The 24416-nt window shown below is 37.8% G+C and carries 27 protein-coding genes, 2 pseudogenes and 2 riboswitches; of the genes and pseudogenes, 22 read left to right on the top strand and 7 right to left on the bottom strand.

What is annotated here, in order from left to right; genetic code table 11:
- Position 1 precedes the first annotated feature (1 nt).
- Entirely contained in the window at positions 2 to 1405 is a 1404-nt protein-coding gene (locus C9414_RS12770) for a sensor histidine kinase (protein WP_107163765.1), read from the top strand.
- A 55-nt stretch (positions 1406 to 1460) separates the two neighbouring features.
- Here C9414_RS12770 and C9414_RS12765 read toward each other — a convergent pair whose 3' ends face one another.
- Positions 1461 to 1769, bottom strand: a complete 309-nt coding sequence (locus tag C9414_RS12765; protein WP_041085183.1) for a magnetosome magnetite crystal formation protein family — start codon at positions 1767 to 1769, stop codon at positions 1461 to 1463.
- 343 nt (positions 1770 to 2112) lie between these two features.
- On the opposite strand from C9414_RS12765, the gene C9414_RS12760 reads away from it, so the two are divergent.
- The 7 genes from C9414_RS12760 to C9414_RS12730 all read left to right on the top strand — a co-directional run bounded on the left by C9414_RS12760 (position 2113) and on the right by C9414_RS12730 (position 9008).
- Positions 2113 to 2955, top strand: coding sequence for a PRD domain-containing protein (locus tag C9414_RS12760; RefSeq protein WP_041085182.1), 843 nt, complete (start codon positions 2113 to 2115; stop codon positions 2953 to 2955).
- A gap of 118 nt (positions 2956 to 3073) precedes the next feature.
- Positions 3074 to 4975: a beta-glucoside-specific PTS transporter subunit IIABC gene (locus tag C9414_RS12755; RefSeq protein ID WP_107163764.1), complete on the top strand. Its 1902-nt coding sequence runs from the start codon at positions 3074 to 3076 to the stop codon at positions 4973 to 4975.
- A gap of 24 nt (positions 4976 to 4999) precedes the next feature.
- Positions 5000 to 6463: a glycoside hydrolase family 1 protein gene (locus C9414_RS12750; RefSeq protein WP_181286147.1), complete on the top strand. Its 1464-nt coding sequence runs from the start codon at positions 5000 to 5002 to the stop codon at positions 6461 to 6463.
- Positions 6464 to 6620: 157 nt separating this feature from the next.
- Entirely contained in the window at positions 6621 to 7022 is a 402-nt protein-coding gene (locus tag C9414_RS12745; protein WP_047203156.1) for a MerR family transcriptional regulator, read from the top strand.
- 28 nt (positions 7023 to 7050) lie between these two features.
- Positions 7051 to 7971: an alpha/beta hydrolase fold domain-containing protein gene (locus tag C9414_RS12740; RefSeq protein ID WP_047203155.1), complete on the top strand. Its 921-nt coding sequence runs from the start codon at positions 7051 to 7053 to the stop codon at positions 7969 to 7971.
- A gap of 219 nt (positions 7972 to 8190) precedes the next feature.
- Positions 8191 to 8463, top strand: coding sequence for a DUF2651 family protein (locus tag C9414_RS12735; RefSeq protein ID WP_047203154.1), 273 nt, complete (start codon positions 8191 to 8193; stop codon positions 8461 to 8463).
- Positions 8464 to 8585: 122 nt separating this feature from the next.
- Entirely contained in the window at positions 8586 to 9008 is a 423-nt protein-coding gene (locus C9414_RS12730; protein ID WP_047203190.1) for a cytidine deaminase, read from the top strand.
- A gap of 21 nt (positions 9009 to 9029) precedes the next feature.
- On the opposite strand, the gene C9414_RS12725 is transcribed toward C9414_RS12730, so the two are convergent.
- Positions 9030 to 9797, bottom strand: a complete 768-nt coding sequence (locus C9414_RS12725; RefSeq protein WP_047203153.1) for a pentapeptide repeat-containing protein — start codon at positions 9795 to 9797, stop codon at positions 9030 to 9032.
- A 188-nt stretch (positions 9798 to 9985) separates the two neighbouring features.
- On the opposite strand from C9414_RS12725, the pseudogene C9414_RS12720 reads away from it, so the two are divergent.
- Positions 9986 to 10177: pseudogene (locus tag C9414_RS12720) on the top strand (alpha/beta hydrolase); the annotation flags it as partial.
- 50 nt (positions 10178 to 10227) lie between these two features.
- Here C9414_RS12720 and C9414_RS12715 read toward each other — a convergent pair.
- Positions 10228 to 11118, bottom strand: a complete 891-nt coding sequence (locus C9414_RS12715; RefSeq protein WP_181286146.1) for a LysR family transcriptional regulator — start codon at positions 11116 to 11118, stop codon at positions 10228 to 10230.
- A gap of 99 nt (positions 11119 to 11217) precedes the next feature.
- On the opposite strand from C9414_RS12715, the gene C9414_RS12710 reads away from it, so the two are divergent.
- A complete protein-coding gene (locus C9414_RS12710; protein ID WP_099663308.1) occupies positions 11218 to 12165 on the top strand; it encodes a carbon-nitrogen hydrolase family protein in 948 nt (315 codons plus the stop codon).
- A 47-nt stretch (positions 12166 to 12212) separates the two neighbouring features.
- On the opposite strand, the gene C9414_RS12705 is transcribed toward C9414_RS12710, so the two are convergent.
- Complete coding sequence (locus tag C9414_RS12705; protein ID WP_106025106.1) at positions 12213 to 12530, bottom strand: monooxygenase; 318 nt, start codon at positions 12528 to 12530, stop codon at positions 12213 to 12215.
- An 11-nt stretch (positions 12531 to 12541) separates the two neighbouring features.
- Positions 12542 to 13468, bottom strand: a complete 927-nt coding sequence (locus tag C9414_RS12700) for a DsbA family protein (RefSeq protein WP_107163763.1) — start codon at positions 13466 to 13468, stop codon at positions 12542 to 12544.
- Positions 13469 to 13651: 183 nt separating this feature from the next.
- Here C9414_RS12700 and C9414_RS12695 point away from each other — a divergent pair, with 183 nt between their 5' ends.
- The 3 genes from C9414_RS12695 to C9414_RS12685 all read left to right on the top strand — a co-directional run bounded on the left by C9414_RS12695 (position 13652) and on the right by C9414_RS12685 (position 15182).
- On the top strand, positions 13652 to 14224 hold the full coding sequence (locus C9414_RS12695) for a TetR/AcrR family transcriptional regulator (protein WP_107163762.1): 573 nt from the start codon (positions 13652 to 13654) through the stop codon (positions 14222 to 14224).
- Positions 14225 to 14292: 68 nt separating this feature from the next.
- Positions 14293 to 14718 (top strand): MarR family winged helix-turn-helix transcriptional regulator, encoded by a 426-nt coding sequence (locus tag C9414_RS12690; protein WP_041085171.1) that lies wholly within the window; start codon positions 14293 to 14295, stop codon positions 14716 to 14718.
- 116 nt (positions 14719 to 14834) lie between these two features.
- Positions 14835 to 15182 (top strand): DoxX family protein, encoded by a 348-nt coding sequence (locus C9414_RS12685; RefSeq protein ID WP_039178975.1) that lies wholly within the window; start codon positions 14835 to 14837, stop codon positions 15180 to 15182.
- Between the two features lie 72 nt (positions 15183 to 15254).
- Here the strand turns inward: C9414_RS12685 and C9414_RS12680 are convergent, their stop codons facing one another.
- On the bottom strand, positions 15255 to 15443 hold the full coding sequence (locus C9414_RS12680; RefSeq protein WP_039178972.1) for a hypothetical protein: 189 nt from the start codon (positions 15441 to 15443) through the stop codon (positions 15255 to 15257).
- Between the two features lie 219 nt (positions 15444 to 15662).
- Here C9414_RS12680 and C9414_RS12675 point away from each other — a divergent pair, with 219 nt between their 5' ends.
- From C9414_RS12675 to C9414_RS12650, 7 genes and pseudogenes are all read left to right on the top strand, one after another.
- On the top strand, positions 15663 to 16832 hold the full coding sequence (locus tag C9414_RS12675; RefSeq protein WP_107163761.1) for an FAD-dependent oxidoreductase: 1170 nt from the start codon (positions 15663 to 15665) through the stop codon (positions 16830 to 16832).
- A gap of 42 nt (positions 16833 to 16874) precedes the next feature.
- Positions 16875 to 17555: a TetR/AcrR family transcriptional regulator gene (locus tag C9414_RS12670; protein WP_058838662.1), complete on the top strand. Its 681-nt coding sequence runs from the start codon at positions 16875 to 16877 to the stop codon at positions 17553 to 17555.
- A gap of 139 nt (positions 17556 to 17694) precedes the next feature.
- Entirely contained in the window at positions 17695 to 18360 is a 666-nt protein-coding gene (locus C9414_RS12665) for a helix-turn-helix transcriptional regulator (protein WP_047203142.1), read from the top strand.
- Positions 18357 to 18731, top strand: coding sequence for a RidA family protein (locus C9414_RS12660; protein ID WP_047203141.1), 375 nt, complete (start codon positions 18357 to 18359; stop codon positions 18729 to 18731). Before C9414_RS12665 ends, C9414_RS12660 begins: the two co-directional genes overlap by 4 nt.
- A 72-nt stretch (positions 18732 to 18803) precedes the next feature.
- Complete coding sequence (locus C9414_RS12655) at positions 18804 to 19907, top strand: threonine synthase (protein ID WP_107163760.1); 1104 nt, start codon at positions 18804 to 18806, stop codon at positions 19905 to 19907.
- A gap of 36 nt (positions 19908 to 19943) precedes the next feature.
- Entirely contained in the window at positions 19944 to 20285 is a 342-nt protein-coding gene (locus C9414_RS20250; RefSeq protein WP_181286145.1) for a hypothetical protein, read from the top strand.
- Between the two features lie 45 nt (positions 20286 to 20330).
- Positions 20331 to 20735: pseudogene (locus C9414_RS12650) on the top strand (response regulator transcription factor); the annotation flags it as partial.
- Positions 20736 to 21023: 288 nt separating this feature from the next.
- Here C9414_RS12650 and C9414_RS12645 read toward each other — a convergent pair.
- On the bottom strand, positions 21024 to 21398 hold the full coding sequence (locus C9414_RS12645) for a Na-translocating system protein MpsC family protein (RefSeq protein WP_483295691.1): 375 nt from the start codon (positions 21396 to 21398) through the stop codon (positions 21024 to 21026).
- Between the two features lie 108 nt (positions 21399 to 21506).
- Positions 21507 to 21660, bottom strand: a riboswitch (cyclic di-AMP (ydaO/yuaA leader).
- Between the two features lie 201 nt (positions 21661 to 21861).
- A riboswitch (cyclic di-AMP (ydaO/yuaA leader) is annotated at positions 21862 to 22004 on the top strand.
- Positions 22005 to 22602: 598 nt separating this feature from the next.
- On the opposite strand from C9414_RS12645, the gene kdpF reads away from it, so the two are divergent.
- Both kdpF and kdpA read left to right on the top strand, forming a co-directional pair.
- The gene (gene kdpF / locus C9414_RS20625) at positions 22603 to 22680 is read left to right on the top strand and encodes a K(+)-transporting ATPase subunit F (protein ID WP_075612384.1); all 78 of its coding nucleotides are present in this window, start codon (positions 22603 to 22605) and stop codon (positions 22678 to 22680) included.
- A gap of 46 nt (positions 22681 to 22726) precedes the next feature.
- Positions 22727 to 24400: a potassium-transporting ATPase subunit KdpA gene (gene kdpA, locus C9414_RS12635; RefSeq protein ID WP_107163785.1), complete on the top strand. Its 1674-nt coding sequence runs from the start codon at positions 22727 to 22729 to the stop codon at positions 24398 to 24400.
- The last annotated feature ends 16 nt before the right edge of the window (positions 24401 to 24416 follow it).

Below are 24416 nucleotides of genomic sequence, written 5' to 3'. Positions count from 1 at the left end.
GATGAAATGGCGATTAACAGGCAGGTATATGGTCTCTGTCATTGTCGTGACCATTATCACGGTCTTTATCAACTTATTCGGATTTATGATTTGGCTCGTACTTCAGGCAAACAGCCAGCATAACGAGGAAAATACGCCCGAAACCTTCACAAGATCATTTGAACAATACGTCTCTTTTTCTGATCAAGGAATTACCGTAAACAAAGAAGGGCAGAAAGCCTTAAAACAACAGAATGCATGGATTCAAATTTTAGACGAAAATGGCCAAGACGTGTATCATGCGCAGGCACCTAAAGGATTAAAGAACAAATATACACCGATAGAAATCGTGAACTTACATAAATATAAAGATAAGCAATTATTATCGACCATTTATGCTGGCGGAAAAAAAGTAAAGGGCAAAGAATACAGCTACTTTATCGGATTTAAAGACCCTTCCATCGGAAAGTACCTATTCTCGTTTGACACGAAGGACTTAGTAACAAGATTCAATATCGGGACGATGATTTTATTATCAATTGATGCCATCATAGCGTTACTCATTGGTTACTTATTCAGCCGGCAGCTCACAAAACCGCTTGCCCGTGCCATTCATAGCATCCAGCGGCTGGCAAACGGCGATTACACGACAAATCTGCCTGCTAAAGGAATTTATAAAGATGTCTTCTATAATGTCAATCACTTATCAGAGCAGCTCGCTTCAAGCAAAAAAGAAAAAGACAAACTAGAGCAAATGCGGGAAGAATGGATCAGCCATATTTCTCATGATATTAAAACGCCGCTAGCTTCTATTCAAGGCTACGCAGAAATCATGAAAGACCCAAAGTATCCTCTTTCAAACCAGGACATTAGACATTACGCGGGCATCATTGAGAATAAATCATTGTATATCAAAGATGTCATGGAGGATCTGAATTTAACAACAAGGCTGAAAAATAACGGCGTCATGCTAAATAAAGAGCTGGTCAACATTGTGTCACTGTTGCGGGAAACGTTAATTGATATTTTAAACGATTCAAGATATGCCGATCAGACGATTGAGCTTCAAACGAATGAAGACAAGCTCATGCTGAATATTGATAAAATCCTCATTCGAAGAGCGGTCACCAATCTGATTTTAAATGCCCTCGTTCACAATGATCCTGATGTGACGATCATTGTACAGCTTGAACAAAAAGAAAAAACCCATATTACGATTCAAGACAACGGCAGAGGAATAGAAGAGACAGAGCTGGAAAAAGTGTTTGACCGCTATTACAGAGGGACAAATACAGGAGTTTCGCATGCAGGCTCTGGTCTTGGGATGGCTATTGCAAAGGATATTATCGTCAAGCACGGCGGGGATATCACGATTCGCAGCAGAGTAGGAAAAGGAACATCAATTGAAATCCAACTACCAGCATGAAAACATACAAAAAAACGGTTCTGATCAACAACAGAACCGTTTTTTCATCTATTATTTATTCTGAAAACACTTTTATGCCTTTTACAATGTTCCAAATGAAGAAGTAGATAGCAACAAGGAATGTTACTGCATATGTCGCAATTAAGAAAGGCCCCGCATGGCTGATATCTTTCATACCAAGTAAACCTGAACCAAGGATGCCAATACCAAAAATCAAATAAGGAATAATATGCGTCCATAATGATTTTTTCGCATGATATTTCACGTCGTCCTGACCTAAGAAATAGACGATAATTGGGAACAAAAATGGTGCGAAAAAGATACTGAAGTAACATAATGAAGACAAGACTTTATTTCCTTTCACAACGTTTCACCTCTATGATTTATTCACTACAAACCCATTGTACTACCTGAACCTTAACCTGTATTAATGCGAACCTTACAGCAACCTTAAACATATTTACCTTTTAAAATAATTTATAAACGACAAACTATAATATAGGTATTTAAATCTATTTTACCGAAAAAAATAGTTGACTTTGGTTTATCCTGTGTTTACAATAAAGTCGTAACCGATGCAGGAGTGTTACTGATATCATCAGGCACCACCAAGTCAGGTAAACATGTTGTACATTTGTACGTTGTTTGCTGAGATTTTGGTGTTTTTTTATGCTTTTTTTAGCAGTTTTAGGTAAGGTGGGATGAAGATGTTCACCGTCGTTAAAGTTTTAAACAACAATATCGTATTAGCTCTAACAGACACTCAAAATGAAGTAGTTGTTTTTGGTACAGGAATAGGCTTTAAGAAGAAAAAAGGTGATACTCTTGATGAGAGCGCTGTCAGTAAGACATTTTATTCTGATCAGACGTCTCCATTAGAATCTCAACTTGCCGCTATCCCAACTGATATTCTTTTATTAACTGAAAAAATCATTCATATGGGCGAAGAGATGTTGAATAAAAAATTAGGTTCCAGCATGCTGTTTTCGCTATCTGATCATCTTACCTTTTCAATTCAAAGGCATCAAGAAAAAATGGAATATGAAAACCCTATCGTATGGGAAATTCCACATCTATATTTTCAAGAATATCAAATTGGGAAAAAAGCACTTAAAATTATTCAAAAAATGATGGGGATTACTTTTGAAGATACAGAAGCCTCACTCATTGCCCTTCATTTTGTAAACGCTCAAATAGATGGTCAGTCTATGGGAGATACGATCAAAATGACCCATCTCACGAAGGAAATCGTTAAGATTATTCAAAACATTTTCGAGATGGTATTAGATAAATCATCGATAGATTATTCGAGGTTTATCACTCATTTGAGATATTTTATTGTCAGACAAGAAACAAATCAACCGCCTCAGCAGATGGATGATTCATTAAAAGAATTAATTCAGGATCGTTATATGAAGAGCTATGCATGCGGTTTAATTATCAAAGAAATGTTAAAGCGTGAATTTAATTGGAATGTCACAGAAGACGAACTTGTTTTTCTAGTCATTCATATTGAAAGAATCACAAAGAAACATCAACAGAATACATGATTTCTTTTAGGCGTGTTATGAAAAAGCATTAACCTAAACAAATCTCCATTTAGAAGAATGGTCTTTCTAATGGTGGATTTTGTTTAGGTTTTTTTTGTGAAAATGAAGGGGTGAAGACATGAAAAACAAAGAATTGGCGCAAGAAATTATCAAATTAATCGGCGGAAAAGGCAATATATCTCAAAGCTGGCATTGTATTACGAGGCTGAGATTTAATATCAACGATGAAAAACAGGTAAAAGTAGATGAACTGAAAACAGTAGATGGAGTGCTCGGAGCGCAATTCCAAAGCGGACAATTCCAAGTCATTATTGGAGCAAAAGTGGCAGAAGTCTATGAGGAAATCGACCATCTGATTGGTGACAGCAGCAATGATTCTTCTCCTGCTAAAAATACGTCAAAGATGAATCCAATCGAAGTCGTATTCGATGTCATTAGCGGAATTTTCACACCGATTTTGCCGGCGATTGTTGGTAGTGGATTGATTAAAGGGATCATGGCTTTGTTCGTTAGTTTAGGCTGGCTGACAGAAAAAACCTCTACCTATGCTGTACTACAAATCTTTTCAAATGCTGTCTTTTACTTTTTACCTTTCCTCATTGCTTATTCTGCAGCGAAGAAATTTAAAACACGAGAATCTCTCGCGATGGCACTCGCTGGGATTTTATTATATCCCACGATGGTGGAAGGGGCAGCAAAAGGGGCAGATCCACTTAGTTTTTTAGGATTGAGTATTCCATTAAATAATTATACTTCTTCCGTTTTACCGATTATTTTAGGAGTACTGCTGCTTAGCTTTATCGATAAGTGGATAACGAAAGTCATTCCAAAATCCTTAAGCATCGTATTTACACCGGTACTGAGCTTAATGATCACAGCCCCTCTTACACTAGCTTTCATAGCTCCTATTGGAAACGTTTTCGGTCAGTATTTAGAGATCTTTTTCACTTCTTTATTCCATTTTGCTGGACCCATTGCAGGCTTATTAATGGGAGGCCTCATGCCTTTAATTGTGCTAACTGGGATGCATTACGCATTCTTCCCAAGCACGTTTGCCAGCTTTGAAAAAGTTGGATACGATGTCATGCTGCTTCCGATGAACTTTATTGCCAATATGGCACAAGCAGGCGCCGTTTTAGGAGTCATCATTCGCACAAAACGAGTAGAAACAAGGTCTTTGGCATTATCAACATTGCTTCCGAGTTTCTTTGGTATCACAGAACCAGCCATTTATGGAGTCACACTGAGATTGAAAAAGCCTTTCTATGCTTCATTAATTGGCGGCGCAGTTGGCGGATGTTTTTATGGTTTATTTTCAGTCAAAACGACAGCATTTTCAATTCCAGGTATTACATCTCTGCCAACCTACATTATGAAAGGCACAAACAATTTCCAGCTCGCTTTAATTGGAATAGCGCTGAGCTTTTTGGTCTCACTGCTTGTCACTATGTTCCTTGGTTTCAAAGAACCTGCCACAAAAGTGGAAGGTCAGCCGCTAAAACAAGGAAAGTCATCTAAAGATCCAGAGCATGCAGTCAATCAACAAGCTGCCAGACAAGTAAATCCTTATGAAGTACAAGCACCTATAACTGGTAAAGTAGTTCCTTTATCTGACGTAAATGATGCCGTCTTTTCAAGCGAAATGATGGGCAAGGGAGTAGCGATTATGCCTGATAAGGGGGTGGTACAAGCACCGTTTTCCGGAAAAGTAGTGACCGTTACACCTACTAAACATGCAATAGGTTTGGTTTCAGATGATGGAATTGAATTATTAATACATGTAGGGATTGATACCGTCAGCCTAAATGGTCAATTCTTTGAGGTATTGGTGGAAGAAGGAGATGAAATCAACATCGGGGATCATTTATTATCATTTGATATAGAAGGAATTCAATCAAAAGAATTAAATGTCGTGACACCTATTATCGTCACTAATTCCTCGAAGTACCTAGATGTCATCCATACAGGTGACTCTTATGTCAACGCAGGAGAAAATAAACTCTTAATGCTCATTCATTAATCATAAATAGAAGGGATGATTGAAATGAAAGAATTAAAAAAAGGTTTTTCAGATAATTTCCTATGGGGTGGCGCAACAGCTGCCAATCAAATAGAGGGCGCTTATTTAGAAGGCGGGAAAGGGCTGTCAACTTCAGACTACGCAGCATATAAAGATCCCTATGCACAAGGAAAAGTAAACAACTTTACATTCGATGTTAGTTCAGCTGAACTAAACAAATACAAGGAAAATCCTGATGCATTTGATTTCCCAAAAAGACGCGGAATTGATTTTTATCATCGTTATGAAGAAGATATCGCACTGTTTGCAGAAATGGGATTTAAAGTCTTTCGTTTGTCCATCTCATGGGCAAGAATCTTTCCAACAGGTTTAGAGGACAAGCCGAATGAAGAAGGATTGGCTTTTTACGATAAAGTATTTGATGAATGTGCGAAATATGGAATTGAACCGCTAGTAACGATGTCTCATTATGAAATGCCGATTACCTTAACAGAGAAATATAATGGATGGATGAGTAGAGAGCTTGTCCCATTGTTCGAAAAATACGCACGGGCGATTTTAGAAAGATATAAAAACAAAGTGAAATATTGGATTACATTTAATGAAATGAATATGAACCTCAATAGTCTTTATACAGGTGCTGGCATTTTAGAGGATTTAGTAGACCATAAATTACAGGCTGCTTACCAAGCATCTCACCATCAATTTGTGGCAAGTGCATTAACAGTGAAGGCAGCGAAGGAAATCATTCCAGATGTCCAAATTGGCTGTATGATTAACCAAATCGAAGCCTATGCAAAAACAACAAAACCAGAGGATCAGCTGCAGGCAGTCAAATCGAATCAATTGAATATGTTCTATCCTGATGTTCAAGCTAGAGGCGAATATCCAACATACATGGTGAAATATTTTGCTGATAATCAAATCAAGCTGGATATTAAAGAGCAGGATGAACAAATTTTGAAAGAGGGCACTGTTGACTTTGTTGCAATCAGCTACTATATGTCACACGTAGCAGAAGCGCGTGAAGATGCCGCTGAGCTAGCGGGTACGTTTGACAGCCCGATTAAAAATGAACACTTGGAATTATCACAATGGGATTGGCCGATCGATCCAATGGGTCTGCGCATTTCATTAATTAAACTGTATGACAGATACCAAAAGCCTTTATTTGTTTGTGAAAATGGACTTGGCGCAAGAGATACATTGACACAAGATGGAAAAATCCACGATGATTATCGAATTGATTATTTGAAAAAACATATTGAACAGATGAAAGAAGCAGTAAAAGAAGGTGTTGACTTAATGGGATACACACCTTGGGGCTGTATTGACTTAATCAGCTGCGGAACATCTCAAATGACTAAACGCTATGGTTTGATCTATGTGGATCAAGACGACCTAGGAAATGGGACACTGAATCGTTACCGTAAAGATTCATTTTTCTGGTACAAAAATGTAATTGCATCAAATGGAGAAGACCTATAAAAGCAGATTGAATGATGAAAAACACCATCTCAGGGCGCCTTAACCGGCTGCATGCGATGGTGTTTTATTTTTCACGAAAACATCTCTTGACCTTGAAGTATAGTTCAACCTTTATAATGTAATTATAGTAAGACAAAATCACAAAAAAGGAGTAACAATGGAGTTGATGACTAGAGGTGAACTTGCCAAACAAACTGGAATAAGCCCTGCCGCAATTCGTTACTATGAAGAACACAACATTTTACCTGTCCCGAGACGCCGTTCGAACGGTTATAGACTATACACAGAAGATTATATTGTGAAAATTCAATTGATCAAAGATGCCAAATCATTGGGTTATTCACTAAAGGAAATAAAAGAAATATTGGAAATGCTGAGTCAAGATATAGAACTTGATACTTTAAAAAGAATCGTAAAACATAAACATGAAGAAATTGAAAAGAAAATTAAAAGCCTGCGCCTCATTCAAGACCTATTATCTAACTTATTAAAGACTCCCGAGAAAGAAGTACAAGTGTATCTCAAATCATTTCGTGTGATGAATCAGGATGACGAATAAACATATCTGCTTAAAGGAGAGAAATAAAATGAGTGTCGAAATTTATAACGGAGAACGTTCTGAAGAAAGTATTCAATTTGAAACATTAATCACGTCCCAAAGTAATAAAGAGAGTTTTGCTAGTGTCGAAAAAACCAAAAACTTTCTATCTCAAATAGAAAATATTAAGACTTATGCAATCGGAGATGATGTGAAACTAGTGAGTGAAATAAAGGAGCAAATTTTCGAAGGAATGCAGGTTTTCACATTGAATGACCAAATGTCGCAAAAGCAAAAGGTGATTCTCTATATACATGGTGGTGCTTGGGTAAACCAGCCTCTTAATTTCCATTGGTGGTACATGGATAAAATGGCTCAATCCCTTAATGCCAAAGTGGTCGCTCCTATATATCCTAAATTACCTCATTATAGCTACCAAGATACCTATCCGAAAATCTTAAATCTATATAAAGAAATACTAAAAACGGTTGAGAGTACCGATCAATTAACAATTATGGGAGATTCAGCGGGCGGAAATATCTCACTTGGCCTGGCGCATCTCTTAAAGATGGAAAGTCTGCCGCAGCCGAAGGATATTATTTTATTATCTGCATGTGTTGATATGAGTTTAAGCAATCCTCTTATATCTGAATATGCCCTTAAAGATCCCATTTTAGCGCCTGAAGGAATAGATGTCATTACAAAAATGTGGGCAGCAGATAAAAAGATAACTGACCCATTAATCAGTCCAATTCATGGGGACTTTCATGGTCTTGGGAAGATCACTCATTTTATTGGAACACATGATATTTTATATCCAGATGCACTAAAGCTTGATGAAAAGCTAACAGAACAAGGAATTGACATGAAAACCTTTGTTTATCCAGAAATGCTGCATGTGTTTGTCGTCATGCCAATCCCTGAGGCACAAGATGCTCAGGAAAAAATCATTCAGATAATCAATAGCTAATTTATTCTTCACACAATCCTATATAAATAATCGAAAGTTTAGCGAATGGGCTGCTTAGTGAAAGCAGCCTTTTTCCATTCAACATGAAATCAATTCAGAATGTCAATTCATCCTTCATTAAAAGATCCTTAAATTCCAAATTTTGTTTACAACACACACATTTCCTATTAATATGATAAATGGTCGGTTCTTCACCGGTTGATAAAGGAGAGTGACGTGATGAGTGTATTCTTTCTTCACCCCATGGCGCTGATCTTATTTACATTGCCTTTGTTATCTTTGATATGGGGAATTGTGGGTTACTTGATCTTTAAGCGAGTTCTTGTCGTTTTAATGATCACATTTGCAGCCTCCACTATTTTCATATTTGCCTATACTGGGTTCGACCTGTCAAATATGTATTGGGTAGTGGCAATGACCTTTTTATGCATGTGTACCACTGTCATCACAAAAATCATTCGATATCTGTATGATCGCTATAAAAGAGCATAAAGAAAAAGCTAATGTTCGCGAGCATTAGCTTTTTTTGTTTCCATTCATTTCATCTTCAAGAAGCGGTCATGACATGTTTGTTTGGTATAATAGATGAACATAGAAAGGTGAAAGGGGATACGATGTACACATTTGATCTTTCTCAAGAAGATGTAGAATTAATAGACGAAGCAAAAAAGAAGATTACCAGCCTTTATGAAGATGATAAACACCATATAGGAGCCGCCATTCGTATGAAAACAGGGGAAGTGATTTCGGCTGTCCATATAGAAGCCTATATCGGACGGGTCACTGTTTGTGCCGAAGCCATTGCGATTGGCAGTGCTTTATCAAATGGTTATAAAGATTTTGATACAATTGTGGCAGTTAGACATCCCTATTCAGATGAAGAAGATAGAAGGGTGAGAGTCGTAAGCCCTTGCGGCATCTGCAGAGAGCTCATTTCAGATTTCGGACCAGAATGTTTTGTGATCATAGAGATGGATGACAAGCTAGTCAAAGTGAAAATCGGGGAACTGATTCCACTCAAATATACTCGAAGCTGATGTAGAGGAATGTAGCAAGCGTCAAGCGTTATCCCTGTTACATTCCAAATAACTGAAAAAACGCTCAACAAAAACAGCACCATGTATTTTCTTCATATGCGCCGTGTTAAACATATATTGTTTCATATGCTCCAGCTTACGCAGACTCCGTACCAGTACTTTCCGATCCTCGTCAGAAAGATTATGATTATCATCTATCTTCGTCAACGCATACTTTACACGCGCGGAGACATTTTCAATATATAGATGGTTTTTGGATGTGGGCGGAATACATTGCGACAAATCACAACCCGTAAAACGAACACCATCAAGGGTGCAGTTTTCAAAATTGGCGATCAGCTTTTGTTTGCCATCTCCCTCAAACGTAATATCCACCAACTTACCGGAAAAAGAACAATTAACGATATTCGCTGCTTGTAAAACGCGGTCATTGAACCTACATTGATAAAAAGTACAATCGATAAACACAGCATTCTCCAATGTCATTCCTCTCATATCACACGAGGAAAATTCGCAATTGGTGAAAATAGCTTCGTTTCTGGCAATGCCCACAGAGCGCAAGTCAGAACGAATAAAAGTACAATGATCAATCTTACTGCGTGCAAAAAAACGCGCATTCGTCAGATCACATGTATCAAATACAAGGTGATGCAGATGACAGCTCCAAAATATAGGTGAACGGACATTCGAGTTGATGACCGTAGTTTCGCTGATTGTTTCATTTTCATAACTGACAATATCAGAAAATATTTCGTTGTCTACTAACTGACCAGACTCAAGTCTTCTCATCGCTACCACCTATCATTTCTTCAGAATCTTTTACAATAAGAGTTCATTTCGCTTTCACTAAGCGGTTGACATTGACAAATTATTATATCATAAAGCTCGAAACAGTAAGAGAGCGGCCGTCATTTTGAAAGCGCTTGTCGTGCAATGTGTATTTCACACTCACTTTAAATATTAAGGGGGACAAAAGAATGAAAAGATATGATGAATCCCCAGAACCAATCGGCGGCTATACTGCCGGACGCACACAGATGGATTTTGAGTACACGGCATGGATCACTCAAAAAGCGTTTGTATACTATCCGTCCGACAGCAATGAAGGGAAGACGCCTTCAACGTACATGTTTCCTGAAGTATACGAAATGCTGCATGATCTGCCGCTTTTCGCTGACGCTCCTTGCTAGAAAACAAGAAAGAGCATTTTCATTGATTTCTATTTCTGATCCTCAGAATATATATCCAAGACAATGTTTACAAAAGCCTTCAAAGCACGTGTTTTATATCGACCTTTCTTCACGACAATGCCAATTTTCCATGGAATATATTGACTACTAATTGGTTTTACACAAATGGCCTCTTTATACATGTCCGTTAAAGGACTTGGAATGATCGCAACTCCTAATTCATCACGAACTAATGTCAAAAGCAAATCCCATTGTGTTGTGCTGTAAGCGACATCGGGAACAAAATGTTCCTTACGGCAGCTTTCTAAAATCACTTGACTTAACGCAAATGAAGAATCAAACAATATCCATTTATCCTCTTTAAGCTGTTCGAGCGAGAGCTGTTGTTCATCTTTTAAAGCGTGATTTTTTGGTAAACAAGCCACAAACGGCGCTTCAAAAATGAGTTGTTCTTCTAATTCATGACTTTGGGCAGGTATGACAATAAAGGCCGCATCTACTTCGCCTTTCTCAACGAGTTTTTCTACATGTAAGCCGCCCTCCTCAATCATTTCGAGCGTCACATCTGGATGCTTTTGAGTAAAAGCTTTTGCCACTTTCGAAAAGAAAAAGGTACCAATTATTTGCGGCAGACCGATCTTTAAATGGCCGCGAATATGCGTTTCGGTATCACCCAGCTCCATTTGCAATTCATTCATTTGCTGCAGTACCGCAATCGCTTTTTCATATACAAGCTCTCCTTCATCCGTTAACCTGAAAATTCGATTTGACCGATCGAAAAGGATGACACCCAGTTTTTTCTCTAATTTTTGAATGGTTTTAGAGAGGGAAGGCTGGGCGATAAAAAGCTTTTCACTTGCTCTTGAAAAACTTCCACAATCCGCAATCGTTTTAAATATTTCAAAGTCCCGTATGTTCATTTTACCCTCCATTATTCCAATAAGGCATACTCATTATTATGATGATATATTGTACATGATAAACGTTTATTTTTACACTGAGAATAAGGAGGGGGTAAGATGTCAACATGTAGAGTTGCTGTTGTGCAAGCTGCTTCTGTCATTATGGATAGAGAAGCATGTACTGAAAAAGCCATTTCGTTAACACTTGAGGCCGGAGAAAAAGGAGCCAATATTGTTGTATTTCCTGAAGCTTTTATACCTGCCTATCCTAGAGGACTAGCTTTTGGCGCCACAGTAGGAAGCCGTTCTCCAGAAGGAAGAAAGGACTGGCTTCGTTACTTAGAAAATTCAGTTCCAGTTCCAAGTAGAACAACAGACAGATTAGGAGAAGCAGCCCGCAAAGCTGGTGTCTACCTCGTCATCGGTGTCATTGAAAGAGATGATGAATCAAGTCGCGGGACTTTATATTGTTCCGTATTGTTTTTCGGACCAGATGGAACCTTACTTGGAAAGCACCGTAAACTAAAGCCGACAGGTTCCGAACGACTCATATGGGGAGAGGGGGATGGCAGCACACTGCCGGTTTTCGATACACCGTATGGTAAAATAGGCGCTTTAATTTGCTGGGAAAACTATATGCCATTAGCTAGAGCAGCGATGTATGCAAAAGGCGTCCAAATCTATATAGCCCCTACGGCAGATTCCAGGGAACTATGGCAATCTACGATTCGCCATATTGCCGCAGAAGGCCGATGCTTCGTTCTATCTTGTAATCAATATGTGAATAAAGAGATGTATCCTAAAGATTTAGCCTGCTATGATGAATTAGCATCTTCTCCTGATGAGATGTGCCGAGGGGGGAGTGCAATAGTCGGTCCTTTAGGCGAATATATAAAAGAACCTGTCTATGGTCAGGAAGAGATACTGCTGGCAGATCTTGATTTGCGTGATATTTCTTCTAGTCAATTCGACTTCGATGTAGTCGGGCATTATTCAAGACCTGATATCTTCCAACTCGTCGTCAATGAAGAGAAAAAAGAAAATGTAAAGTGGATGAATCGATGAAATCACACGAAAAAAGAGCAGCCATCAGCCGCTCTTTTTTTCATGTGTCAACCTTGGTGAGTTTTTAATGGACCTTTTGTGATATGAGTAAGGTGAGCATTCATGTTAAAGATTTTAGCGTTGATGTTTGTTATTCCAAAGCTAGTGATTCTTTTAGAATGCATCTCAAGATAGTTTTCAGCTGCTTCTTTTGTTTCGAATAAGTAGATTCCGCCAGCCTCATTCTTCTCCGGATTCTCCGTCCATATTTTCCATATGAATCCGTCTTCCTCATTTATACTTTTCGCTAAATCAGCAAACTCTTTTGCCATTTCATCACCGAAAGGGCCTTTCATCTTAAAATCGACCTGTAATAAATGTACCATCGTCATTCTCCTTATGTTGAAGTTGTAAAATACAGTTCCCCCAGCACTTCTTTCATTTGATACTGCTGCTGCGGAAGTTCTTTCTTCATAAAAGACCGTACATTTGATTGGTCAACATCGTACATCACTTCAATTTCTTTAGAAAATAGAAGTTTTTCTTTTTCGAGCAGGGTAGAAACAGCTGGGCGTTTTTTCGGTTCAAGTTCTTCAGTGTTTAAAGCTTGCTTTAATCCTTCAACATAGACTTCAAATGAGCGGCCACCTGTGATTTTGACTCCTTTATTTTCTTCGTTGACGAAGATGATCGTTGGGAAACCTCTAGCACCAAGGTCTCGAACTAGAGTAAAATCTTGATTTAATAATTCCTGGCCGCTTGGCAGCTCCGCTTCATGGACAATCTCATCTCCGTTAAGTCCAAGATCGTTGACGATGTCAATTAACACCGTGATATCCGATATATTTTGATTGAATGCAAATAGCGCTTCTCTCGCACGGCGTAAAAAAGTATAGGCTAGTGCATCATCATGATGTTTTTGAATCACTTTGAACACGCGAGAGGGCGGGTAGGAAGATTGAACAGGATTGTCAATCATTAAGGACCCATCAATTGGCATGCGGGAATGTTCTCCAACCTCTCTCCAGTGACCAGCCACATCAGCAGGTTTGTATATTCCGTTTGCAGGATCAATTGGACCGCCATGCCATTTCTCTAACAGTCCACCTAACACAGTCTGGAAATGAAAATAATGTCCATATTGCTCTTTAAATCGACGCAGCACAGGTTCAATTGCCCAGCAATGCGAACAAATCGGATCTGTTACATAATAGAGCGTTATTGTTTTTTTAGGTTGCTGAAAATCAATGACCTGAATATCCTCTTCTTCACCTACACCACATACACCTGTTTCTATATCACAAAACATCTCATTGTTTTTCAATTTCATTTTCCTCCTCAAATTTTGTAGGAACGCTATTGCCTATCAGTTTGTTTGAATCAAGCAATGATTTACTTTACAATTAAATCTTAAGATACAATGAGTGAGACCAACACCAATAATTTCTTCAATTTGTTGTTTATCCAACAGATTGATAGATGTGTTGAAAAAGGAGGAGGGGATAAGATGCCACAGCCAAAGACAGACCCTCGGGTCCTAAGAACGCGTAAGTTAATAATGGAGTCTTTTATTAAACTTTCATCGAAAAAGGAATTTAAGGATATTACGATCAAAGATGTCACGGCAGAAGCCATGATCAACCGCGCGACGTTTTATTATCATTTTGAGGATAAATACGATTTGCTGGATAAAACACTATCAGAAGTATTATCGATTAATTTAGAAAGTATAAATTTCAATCATCGTAAACTAGATGAAGATTCGATTATCAATATTTTTAAAGCACTAACGAATTTCCAACAATCTCTCCATAACCGCTGCCAAGTAGAATATGAAACTGAACTTGCTCCTATTGTGAGGGAGCAGCTTGAAATTATTTTTTATCAATTGTTAATCAATCAATATACAAATGTGGAAAAGCAAATTCTAAAAGTCACAGCTGTTTTTTTAAGTTGGGGAATTCACGGAGCTTCTGTTGAGTGGAGAAAAAATAGTTCGCACTTATCCTCAGAGGAGTTTATCAAAACAGCAGTGCCATATATCTTGTCAGGAATTGATTTTAAACAAGCAGATGGATGATTTGACAATTTTCAAAGGCTTCACTAATATAAATGCTATAGCATATAAATTTCATAGAGGGTGTTTACATGGATTTACAAGATTTAATAGGCTATCTCGTTCATCGTACCGATCTCAAAATGACCAATTATTTTACGAACAGGTTAAAGCCTTACGGGGTCACTCCTGAACAATGGAGTATTATAAGTATTCTGAGTAGTGAAAAGGGAACTACTCAAAAAGAATTGGCAGAAGGAATTGATAAAAATCAAACCACTGTCGTCAGAATGATCCAGTCTATGGAACGAAAAGGGCTTGTCAAAAAGATCTATAATGAACAAGACCGGCGCTCACATCATCTGCTTTTAACAGAAAAAGGGGACGAGGTCAAAAAGGCCATTCTTCCTGTCGTCATGGATGCACATCAAACGGTGACAAAGCAATTAAACGATGAAGAGATTCAACAATTAAAATTACTTTTAAACAAATTATTTCATTCACACTATGAATCTTGACATGTCTAATCTGTAACGAACTGTTTATGTCCGATATATGCTATGACATATAAATTGTATCAACTGAAATTTTGTCCATTTGGACGGATTGTTTCAGTCAAATAACTTAGGAAGATGTGATCACGATTTTCATACTTATTCTTCAAATGATATTGGCCGCTTTCTTTTTTGTAACAGGATCGAAAATTATATCAGGGAAAATGGCAGAAGAGTTCAAACGATTTGGTTTACCTGCTTTTTTTAATGTTTTAACCGGAGCCTTTGAGCTCATAGGCGCAGCTGGAATGCTAATTGGCATATGGATGCCAACAATCGCAATATTATCAGGCTTATTGTTAGGAGGCACGATGCTGGCAGCTGCACTTACTCTGATCGTATTGGCCAAAGATCCCTTTAAAAAAGCAATCCCGGCACTTGTGTTATTCGCTCTCAGTATTGGGATCAGCTTGTACCACATTCTTTAAGTTCATATCAAGGTAAGTCACAAAACCTAAACAAATCTCCACTATTCTAATGGTGGATGATGTTTAGGTTTTTTAGCGATTGAATTGTTTTCGAAGAACTAAGCATGAGACAGCAAATACTGCAAAAGCGCCCGCTGATCCAGCAGCAAACACGAGCTCAGATTGTTCTAGTTTGGACTTGAATAACAAAGGGACAGAAAGAATGAGAGCGGCACCACTAAAGCTTAATCCTAATATCAACATTGCTAATAATTTATTCATAGAAACACCTCTTACACTCAGAATGAAAACAATCGAAACTACGATTCAAGAATCATATTTGGAGTGTATCATATGGTGACGGGCGATTGCTTTCTTTTCATTAAAGCACTCGTAAAATAAACTTTTTAAACGAACACTGTTCTTAACGAACGGCGTTCGTTATAATATAAATGAGATGTGGCTTTAAACGATTTTCATAAAGAAGAGGAGATGCATACGATGACGGCATTATCTAAGGATCAAAAGCAAATCGCTATCATTGGAGGAGGACCTGGGGGGCTAACGCTCGCCTTAATACTGCAAAATTACGGTATACAAACGACCATCTATGAACGAGAGGTGCATGACAAGAGTCTTGAAAGAGGGGGCTCACTGGATATTCACGAAGAAACAGGTCAAAAAGCTTTAAAAGAAGCGGGAATTTATGAGGAATTTCAAAAGAACGCCCGCTATGAAGGAGAAGATTTCCGCTTACTTGATAAGTCAGGAAAAATTTATATAGATGAAGAAACGGAACCAGATCAAAAAGGGACCCGCCCAGAAATTGATCGTGGTGTTTTGTGCGAACTGCTGTTAGATCAAATTGATGCTGAGAACATCAAATATGGTTATAAACTAGAAAGTTGCGTTTCGCTAGAAAACGGCATGACGGAGCTTCATTTTGAAAACGAAGTTGTCGAGACAGTTGATCTTTTAATTGGAGCAGATGGTGCTTTTTCTCGTGTGCGTCCTCTGTTAACAGATATTGATATTGAATACGCCGGACTTACGATGCTGGAACTGAATATCCTCAACGTAGAGGTGAATCACCCTGATTTAGCTGCATTTAATAAACGTGGGAAGATGTTTGCTTTAGCAGACCATAAAGGACTGATTGGTCAGTTAAACGGGGATGGACGAATAAAAGTGTATGCAAGCCTTATGGTAGAACGTAACTGGATTGAGGCTTGTGGTATTCCTTTTCATCAAGCGAAAGAAGCAAAAGAACAATTATTAGAGTTATTTAGTGATTGGGACGATCAGCTGAAAAATTATATTCGTTATGCAGAAGATGCCATCATTCCAAGACGGATTTATACGCTTCCTGTCGGTTTTAAATGGAACCGCCATAAAGGAGTAACGCTTATCGGTGATGCAGCTCATGTCATGTCACCATTCGCAGGGGAGGGCGTAAACATGGCGATGTTTGATGCAACGGAACTCGCACTTGCGATTGTCCGAAATCCTCATCATATCGAAAAGGCTATAGAAGAATACGAAGACATGATGTACGAATATTCATCGGAGAAAGCTCATGAATCAGAGAAAAGTTTAAAACTGTGTTTTTCAAAAAATGCTGCGGTCAAGCTTGCAGATATGATGAATTCTTTTCAAGAAAACGGTGATTGATGCTCAATTTACTATTTGACTTTGACATGTTATAAAGAGAGTATGAACAATTCAAATCGTCGTATTATCAGTCGTCGGTCTCAGCCGGCTAAAGAGCCCTTAAGCCGTGAACTCATTGTGAAAACTGCCTTTGACCTTCTTAAGGAGCAAGGGTTAGAGGGCATGAGTATGCGTAAGGTGGCTAAAGCATTAGATACAGGACCTGCATCCTTGTATGTCTACGTGAACAATTTTCAAGAACTAAGTGCTTACGTATTAGATTATGGTCTCGGCCAAATGGTTTATCCAAATTCAGCGGGTGGCACATGGAAAGAACAGTTATTTGACATATTGCATACTTATTTCCTGCTGCTATACGAAAAGCCTGGTCTTGCTGAAATTTCTCTTTCCACCATCCCGCAAGGAACGAACTTTTTACAGTTGACCGAACATCTTCTCGCTGCACTGCATAAAGGCGGAATCAAATCTACATCCGCTGCATGGGGAGTAGACCTTTTACTGTTATACGTATCTTCCGTAGCATACGAAAAGGTCTCTTGGAAGAAACACGGCTCTTCGCAGATTTCAGATACAAAAAAAACATTTCATGATGCAGACAAAACGCGGTTTCCTTTCATCCATAGTCTGAAAGAAGAAATATTTGCAGGTGATACCGTATTAATGGAACGGTTCCGATGGGGAATTGACGTCATTTTGTCTGGGATCCAGCAAAAAATCAATTAGAAAGGAGCAAAAAAAGTAGTCAATGGCTGCTTTTTTATATTTTCTCCACTTTTTCAAGATGTATAAAAAAATCTATATATTGTTTTTTCATATAAAAAATTATATAATCTAGTGGAATAAACAAATGAGGTGCTTAGGCATGGAACATATAAAGAATTTATTACAGAGCTATATTCCTTTAGCAAAATCTACTGCAAAAATGTTTGGACCAAATTGTGAAGTCGTGATTCATGATTTAACGAATCCTCAAGCATCTGTCATGTTTACAGTCAATCATCATGTGACGGGAAGAAAAATCGGTCAATCATTTGATCATTTGGTAAAGACTGTTTTACAATCAGAAGATTTTAAAGAAGATTATCTCGCTGGGTATACATTTAAAACCGAAGACAACCGTACCATTCGTTCTTCGACTTCTTTAATTCGTGATTCCAAGCAAAAGGTGATTGGTGCATTCTGTATCAATTTTGATGTTGAAGCATTGAATCAAATGCAGCAATTTATGGATACTTTTCTTTCTACAAAAGTTGAAGTTCAAGAGAATGAAACAACAACAAATGATGATCTTGAAAATGTGGAAGAAATCGTAGATCAATTGATTCAACAGATCATTCAAAACAGTGTTCATCCAGTCATGAAACGCCATGAAAAAATTGAATTAATAAGGTTCATGGATGAAAAGGGAATTTTTTTAATGAAAGGTTCAGTTGAGAAGGTCGCATCTATGTTAGGTATTTCTAAAGTCACCGTCTATAGCTATTTGGATGAGATCAAACATAAATCGAATGAAGGAGGAACGAAATGAAAAGCATCCTTGAGGTAGGGAATCTAACATCCAACGGCCACTATGCATTCGCAACCATTCATCAAAACACGGTCTATGTTTCAGGACAATTTGCCATCAATCCAGAAACGAGAGAAAAAGAATTTGGCGCCATTGAAGAAGAGACATTACAAGCGCTAAAAAATGTGGAGATGATTGTAGAAGCGGCTGGAAGTAAAAAAGAAAAGATTTTGCGTATGACATTATACATTTCTGATATTGAACTATGGGACAAAGTAGATGCGGTTTACACTGAATTTTTCGGTGAACATCAACCAGCACGTACTGTTGTACCAACGAATGAATTACATTTTGGTTTCAAAATTGAAATTGATGCTATTTCTTATATCTAGAATATTTTTTTGCCTATGATATATAAAAAATTATATTTCGTATAAAAAATTATTTAAAGAGGATGATGATTGATGAATCAATTGATTTGTAACCATTGCGGGAAAAAGTATGAGATGACACCAACTCTATGGAAATGTGATTGTAACGGAGTATTAAACCTGGTGAAAGATACCCCTAAAATAGATATAGCGGCTTGGGATCACTATCCAAACTCATTATGGCGTTATGTTGAAACCATGCCATTTTCAAAGGGTTCTAAGACTTGGGAATCTGTAACAATGGGTGAAGGTCAAACTCCGTTAATCCTTTTAGATCCGAATGAGCCAAATACTTATGTAAAAGTTGACTATATGATGCCTACACTCTCCTTTAAAGATCGAGGAGCTGCTGTTTTAATGACAAAGGCAAAGGAATTAGGGGTATCAAAAGTCATTGCGGATAGCAGCGGGAATGCAGGAACAGCGATTGCCGCTTATGCAGCTCGTTGCGAGATTGCATGTGACATCTATTTAAGCGATGAAACTTCACCTAAAAAGGTTGCTCAAATAAAAGCCCATGGAGCAACGATTAAAGAAATTCGTGGTACACGCGAGGACATTGCCGCTGCAGCCCAAAAAGCAGTAGACGACGAAAACGTTTTTTATGCAAGCCATGTATATAATCCTTATTTTTTTGAGGGAACAAAAACATACGCATATGAAATCTATGAACAAATAAAAGGAGCTCCAGATGCTGTAATTATTCCGGTTGGAAACGGCACTCTCCTTCTAGGAGCGTATTATGGCTTTAAAGAGTTATTTGAAAATGGTTTGATTCATAAAACACCGAAAATCATTGCCATACAAGCGAAAAACTGTGCACCTCTTGTGAAAGCTTATCAAAACGGGGAGGAATCAGCATCACCTGTTACGAATACAGGGACCTTAGCAGAAGGGATAGCCATCGCTGCCCCGGCGCGCTCCAAACAAATTCTAGAAGCTGTACAAGATACCAATGGTACATTTATAGATATTGAAGAAGATGAAATATTGAATGCACGCTCTAAACTAAGTGAGAAAGGATTTTATGTAGAAGTGACATCTGCAGTCAATTTTGCCGGCTACTTGAAATATAAAAAGGAATCAAAAGAAACCATCGTCATACCTCTTTGCGGGGCAGGGATTAAGTCAAAATAACACGTAGAATACAACTTGAAAGCGGAGGAATGCTTCATGGGATTGGATTTTACTCATTGCGAAGCACATTGGTCATACAGTGAATTCCATGATTTTAGAAGAAAGTTAGCAGCTTGTATTGGTATGAATTTAGATGATATGGAGGGATTTGGCGGGGACATACCCTTTAAAGACTACCAGGATGACATCATTCCATTGCTGGAACAATCCGATTCTGATAGTTACTTATCACCAGAGGTTTGTCAGACCGTTGCTGCGAGATTGCATCAACTGATCCGCCATTGGCCAGATGATGACATAGATAAAATGAACGCTCTCTATCTAGCAGAAGGTATGGAACTAGCGCATGAACAAAATGAGGTATTGGGATTTATATAGGAAGAGGATATGTTTTCATATGGCAGCTCATGGTTGGTAAGACCAACAGATTTCAATGAAGAGAAATTAATGATACAAAGTTTACAACTTGGTGCAAAAGGCTACCTCTTAAAGGATGCCAGCAGAGAAAACTTATTTAATACAATTGAAGCGGCCATCAGACGAGACATTTTACTTCAATCAAATGTGGCCTCAAAGCTATTTGAATCAACCACACACAAAGAACCTCAAGAAAAACTGAAAAAAGAAAATCATTTACTTACCGAAAAAGAGATGCTCGTTTTGCAAGCAGTAGCTAGAGGGTTTCGGAGTAAGGAAATTGCATTTGATATGGGGATTTCCGAGAGAACTGGAAAAGCACATTTAACAAACATTTATCAAAAACTAAATGTGACATCAAGAGCTGAAGCGATTAAAACATCAATAGAATTAGGAATTATTCATTTTTAGAATCACTCTCTTCATAATTGAAATGATCAAGAGAATACTAAAAAGGGGAAGTTGAATAAATAACACAGAGGCTGTACCAAAACAAGAAGAAGGGTCATTAAAGTGAAGCTGTCGATAAACTCGGTAGCTTTTTTAACTGTTTAAATAATTACTCAAATAATCTTGAAACGAAAAAAAGACCAAAAGAGAATACTCTTTCGTCTTTTAATGAATCTCAAGTTTTCAATACAACGACAAGCGCTAGAATGAACGGTCATACTAAAATCAACCGCACATAGTAGGGAAGGGTTACTCAATATGATTGAGTAACTTCGAAATATTCTGATCCATTACAAATACTTCAATTCGTTCACCAGTTTTTGTACTAGTATCACTATGGCTAGATAATACATTACACCCTGTATGCTTTTCCACAATTGCCTTAAAATCATCACTATACATTTCCCTAAGGACCTGTCTCATCTTTTTCACAAGGCTTTTACCGATATCATGGGTAACAAGGTGTTCTTCCTCAACGGTCAAAACACCTTTAAAGCGTAATAGGATCATATCCTCTACAATATAAGTTTTTGCCTCTCGAGGTCCTCGACCAATTAATTCTCGTTGAAATTTAATAAAAGCCTCGCTGAGTTCAGTTTCTAACTTTTTTTTAGATTGTCCCATAATGTTCCCTCCGAAAAATTCTTTCTGTCGTAATAAACAAAGAAACCGAGAAGAGGATTTCTATTAGACCAACGAATCTAGGAATTCACTAGCCTATAAGCAAAAAGGAACAATTCTCTTCAAACGCTTACGAGGTTAGCTGTCGGATTCGGGCATGAGAGTTGCCCTACTCAAAATGATGAGATTCACCCCTAAAAATGAATCAGCTCCATTTTATTCTGGTTCCCCCGCTCTCACCATCAAGATTTAGCGATTTAAGTTCATTCATTTGTTAAAACATCAATTATCATAATTAATGATACTGATATTGTAAAGAAAATTTTTTTGAGGAGGAGGATATAGAAGAGAAGCCTAAGATTCGTTTATTGGTTATTAATGAAAAAGAAAGACCATAACTAAATTATTTTTTTAAAATGTCTCTTTACAAGTAAAATTTATCATCGTATAATCAAACCATTCATTCAACATATATCGGCCTAGTCCTGAATATTCAGGAACGGAGGAACCAATTAATTGGGGTTAATTCTACATGTTGTAGAAGGGATGAGATTACTCTTTCGCCATCCTACCCGTCAGCTAACTTCGTCGGCTAAAGCGAAGGAGGTCAACAGACCGCCTATTGATTCAACGGATATTCTATTGCTTTTGCAGTAAAATATTTATTGAATCATGTTATGTAGGTCTTTTTTATTTGTTTTAAGGTGTTTTTAAACTGTATCTTAAGAAAAGAACAGGGAGACAGAATGCAGGGAGAGCTTAACGCTAGCTAGGCATTAGGTAGACCAATGAGTACTTTTCTTCCACAGTTGAAATTGTTAAGAGAAGGATAGGAATTCTATGTCTTTAACTTCAAAGGCATAGCGATAGATACCTATTTGTTTCTTTACCATTTCACAGGGAGATAAGTAAGCATTGGTCTATTTTTTATTCTTAGGCTTATTTCAAGTTCGTTAGGAATTAAGCGTAAATTTAAAAATTTGCCTCATTTAGATCAATCCAATAAGTAGGGAGAGTAGGTTGATGAACGATAGAAAGTCCATAAGAAAGGCAGCAGTGACGAAATTAAAATGACGGTGCACTTCATGAATGAATGGAGAGAAAAAAACGATGAATGACTTAATGGTAATCAGTTTCTTCATAGTATCCTTTGTTATTTTCTGTTTTTTTACTTTGTTTTGTGAGAGAGCATAAGGAGGAAAATCATATGATTATACCTGCAATCATTGGATTAGTTATGATCATTTACTTGTTATATGTGCTGATTAAACCCGAAAAATTTTAAATATTACAAATATAAGAGCGGCAAGTAGGAGGAAATAAACATGTCGATGGGACTTATACAGATAGTGGTCACCTTACTCATTATTGGGCTCTTAGTTAAGCCAGTTGGTATCTACCTTGAAAAAGTATTCAATTACGAAGAAACAAGATTGAATCAATTTTTCGGACCAGTGGAACGTGTGATCTATCGTTTAATTGGAGTTGACGAAAAAGAGCATATGGGGTGGAAAAAGTACGTCTTTGCTGTTCTGCTTTCTAATTTTATCATGATGATATTGATGTATGGAGTTTTCAGATTACAAAAATACTTGCCTTTAAATCCGGACGGTATAGAGAATATGTCTCCTGGATTAGCTTTTAACACAGCTGCTTCTTTCATTACAAATACTAACTGGCAAGCGTATAGTGGGGAAAATTCGCTTTCATACTTATCACAGATGATAGCTATTACTTTCCCTATGTTTACATCAGCTGCTACAGGATTTGCCGTAGCCATTGCATTTATGCGCGGTTTAATAGGACGTCAAGATAACCTTGGCAACTTCTACGTTGACCTTGTTCGTTCTATCATCCGTGTATTCTTGCCTTTATCTTTTATTGTCGCTTTATTCTTAGTATTTCAAGGAGTGCCTCAGACACTTCACGGTGCGCTTCATGCTACAACTCTAGAAGGCGTTACCCAAATGATAACAAGAGGGCCCGTAGCAGCTTTAGAGTCTATTAAACACATTGGAACAAATGGAGGGGGATACTTTGGAACGAACGCAGCACATCCATTTGAAAATCCAACTCCATTAACAAACTTTGTTCACATTTTATCTATGATGCTGCTACCTACTGCTTTAGTATATGCATTTGGAGTTATGGTTAAAAACAAAAAGCAAGGATTTGCTATATTTGCCACAATGAGCATGATGTTTATCGTGTTCCTTTCTGTTGTGTTTATTGCCGAATATAACGGGACGCCGGCTTTAAACCACTTGGGTATTAATGGGAATATGGAAGGCAAAGAAGTTCGTTTTGGTATATCAGAATCTGCTTTGTTTACCGCAGTTACAACAGCAGTAACAACTGGTTCAGTAAACAACATGCATGATTCTTTAACGCCTATAGGTGGCCTTGTTCCATTGGCTCAGATGATGTTAAATAACATATTCGGAGGTAAAGGAGTAGGACTATTAAATGGATTGCTATACGTCATACTGACAGTTTTTATTTGTGGGCTTATGGTGGGGCGTACACCGGAGTTTTTAGGAAAAAAGATTGAAGCTAGAGAAATAAAATTAGTTTCAATCGCTATCTTAATTCACCCAATTCTTATCCTAGTTCCTACAGCAATAGCTTTATCGTTCTCAGGACCCGTTTCATCCATATTAAACCCAGGTTTCCACGGGATATCAGAAGTATTATATGCTTTTACATCAGGTGCAGCTAATAATGGATCAGCTTTTGGTGGTCTTACCTCTAACACTGATTTTTATAACATAGCGATCGGTTTCGTTATGTTATTCGGAAGATATATTGCCATTATCGCAATGCTAGCAATTGCAGGTTCATTAGCTACTAAAAAGGTCGTCGCAACAACTTCTGGAACATTTCGTACAGATACACCCATGTTTACGGTTATTCTATTAGTCATCATTCTAGTTGTCGGAGCTCTTACATTTTTCCCGGTACTAGCTCTAGGGCCAATAGCAGAACATTTAGGAATGTTTCAGTAACAGAACAGTCATGCAT

The sequence above is a fragment of the Bacillus sp. Nf3 genome (assembly GCF_003028545.1).
Classification (GTDB): Bacteria; Bacillota; Bacilli; order Bacillales; family Bacillaceae; genus Bacillus; species Bacillus safensis.
The sequence above is the reverse complement of the archived record's forward strand: the minus strand, read 5'-3'. Positions and strand labels throughout refer to the sequence as shown.

What these genes read in the sequence shown, in the direction of transcription:
- C9414_RS12730 (WP_047203190.1), top strand. Translation starts at nt 8,586, where the DNA reads ATGTACACATTTGATCTTTCTCAAGAAGATGTAGAATTAATAGACGAA.
- C9414_RS12715 (WP_181286146.1), bottom strand. Translation starts at nt 11,118, where the DNA reads ATGAACATACGGGACTTTGAAATATTTAAAACGATTGCGGATTGTGGA.
- C9414_RS12665 (WP_047203142.1), top strand. Translation starts at nt 17,695, where the DNA reads ATGGAACATATAAAGAATTTATTACAGAGCTATATTCCTTTAGCAAAA.
- C9414_RS12710 (WP_099663308.1), top strand. Translation starts at nt 11,218, where the DNA reads ATGTCAACATGTAGAGTTGCTGTTGTGCAAGCTGCTTCTGTCATTATG.
- C9414_RS12755 (WP_107163764.1), top strand. Translation starts at nt 3,074, where the DNA reads ATGAAAAACAAAGAATTGGCGCAAGAAATTATCAAATTAATCGGCGGA.
- C9414_RS12680 (WP_039178972.1), bottom strand. Translation starts at nt 15,443, where the DNA reads ATGAATAAATTATTAGCAATGTTGATATTAGGATTAAGCTTTAGTGGT.
- C9414_RS12725 (WP_047203153.1), bottom strand. Translation starts at nt 9,797, where the DNA reads ATGAGAAGACTTGAGTCTGGTCAGTTAGTAGACAACGAAATATTTTCT.
- C9414_RS12690 (WP_041085171.1), top strand. Translation starts at nt 14,293, where the DNA reads ATGGATTTACAAGATTTAATAGGCTATCTCGTTCATCGTACCGATCTC.
- C9414_RS12770 (WP_107163765.1), top strand. Translation starts at nt 2, where the DNA reads ATGAAATGGCGATTAACAGGCAGGTATATGGTCTCTGTCATTGTCGTG.
- C9414_RS12670 (WP_058838662.1), top strand. Translation starts at nt 16,875, where the DNA reads ATGAACAATTCAAATCGTCGTATTATCAGTCGTCGGTCTCAGCCGGCT.
- C9414_RS12655 (WP_107163760.1), top strand. Translation starts at nt 18,804, where the DNA reads ATGAATCAATTGATTTGTAACCATTGCGGGAAAAAGTATGAGATGACA.
- C9414_RS12705 (WP_106025106.1), bottom strand. Translation starts at nt 12,530, where the DNA reads ATGGTACATTTATTACAGGTCGATTTTAAGATGAAAGGCCCTTTCGGT.
- C9414_RS20250 (WP_181286145.1), top strand. Translation starts at nt 19,944, where the DNA reads ATGGGATTGGATTTTACTCATTGCGAAGCACATTGGTCATACAGTGAA.
- C9414_RS12660 (WP_047203141.1), top strand. Translation starts at nt 18,357, where the DNA reads ATGAAAAGCATCCTTGAGGTAGGGAATCTAACATCCAACGGCCACTAT.
- C9414_RS12735 (WP_047203154.1), top strand. Translation starts at nt 8,191, where the DNA reads ATGAGTGTATTCTTTCTTCACCCCATGGCGCTGATCTTATTTACATTG.
- C9414_RS12695 (WP_107163762.1), top strand. Translation starts at nt 13,652, where the DNA reads ATGCCACAGCCAAAGACAGACCCTCGGGTCCTAAGAACGCGTAAGTTA.
- C9414_RS12740 (WP_047203155.1), top strand. Translation starts at nt 7,051, where the DNA reads ATGAGTGTCGAAATTTATAACGGAGAACGTTCTGAAGAAAGTATTCAA.
- C9414_RS12760 (WP_041085182.1), top strand. Translation starts at nt 2,113, where the DNA reads ATGTTCACCGTCGTTAAAGTTTTAAACAACAATATCGTATTAGCTCTA.
- C9414_RS12645 (WP_483295691.1), bottom strand. Translation starts at nt 21,398, where the DNA reads ATGGGACAATCTAAAAAAAAGTTAGAAACTGAACTCAGCGAGGCTTTT.
- C9414_RS12750 (WP_181286147.1), top strand. Translation starts at nt 5,000, where the DNA reads ATGAAAGAATTAAAAAAAGGTTTTTCAGATAATTTCCTATGGGGTGGC.
- kdpA (WP_107163785.1), top strand. Translation starts at nt 22,727, where the DNA reads ATGGGACTTATACAGATAGTGGTCACCTTACTCATTATTGGGCTCTTA.
- C9414_RS12675 (WP_107163761.1), top strand. Translation starts at nt 15,663, where the DNA reads ATGACGGCATTATCTAAGGATCAAAAGCAAATCGCTATCATTGGAGGA.
- C9414_RS12745 (WP_047203156.1), top strand. Translation starts at nt 6,621, where the DNA reads ATGGAGTTGATGACTAGAGGTGAACTTGCCAAACAAACTGGAATAAGC.
- kdpF (WP_075612384.1), top strand. Translation starts at nt 22,603, where the DNA reads ATGATTATACCTGCAATCATTGGATTAGTTATGATCATTTACTTGTTA.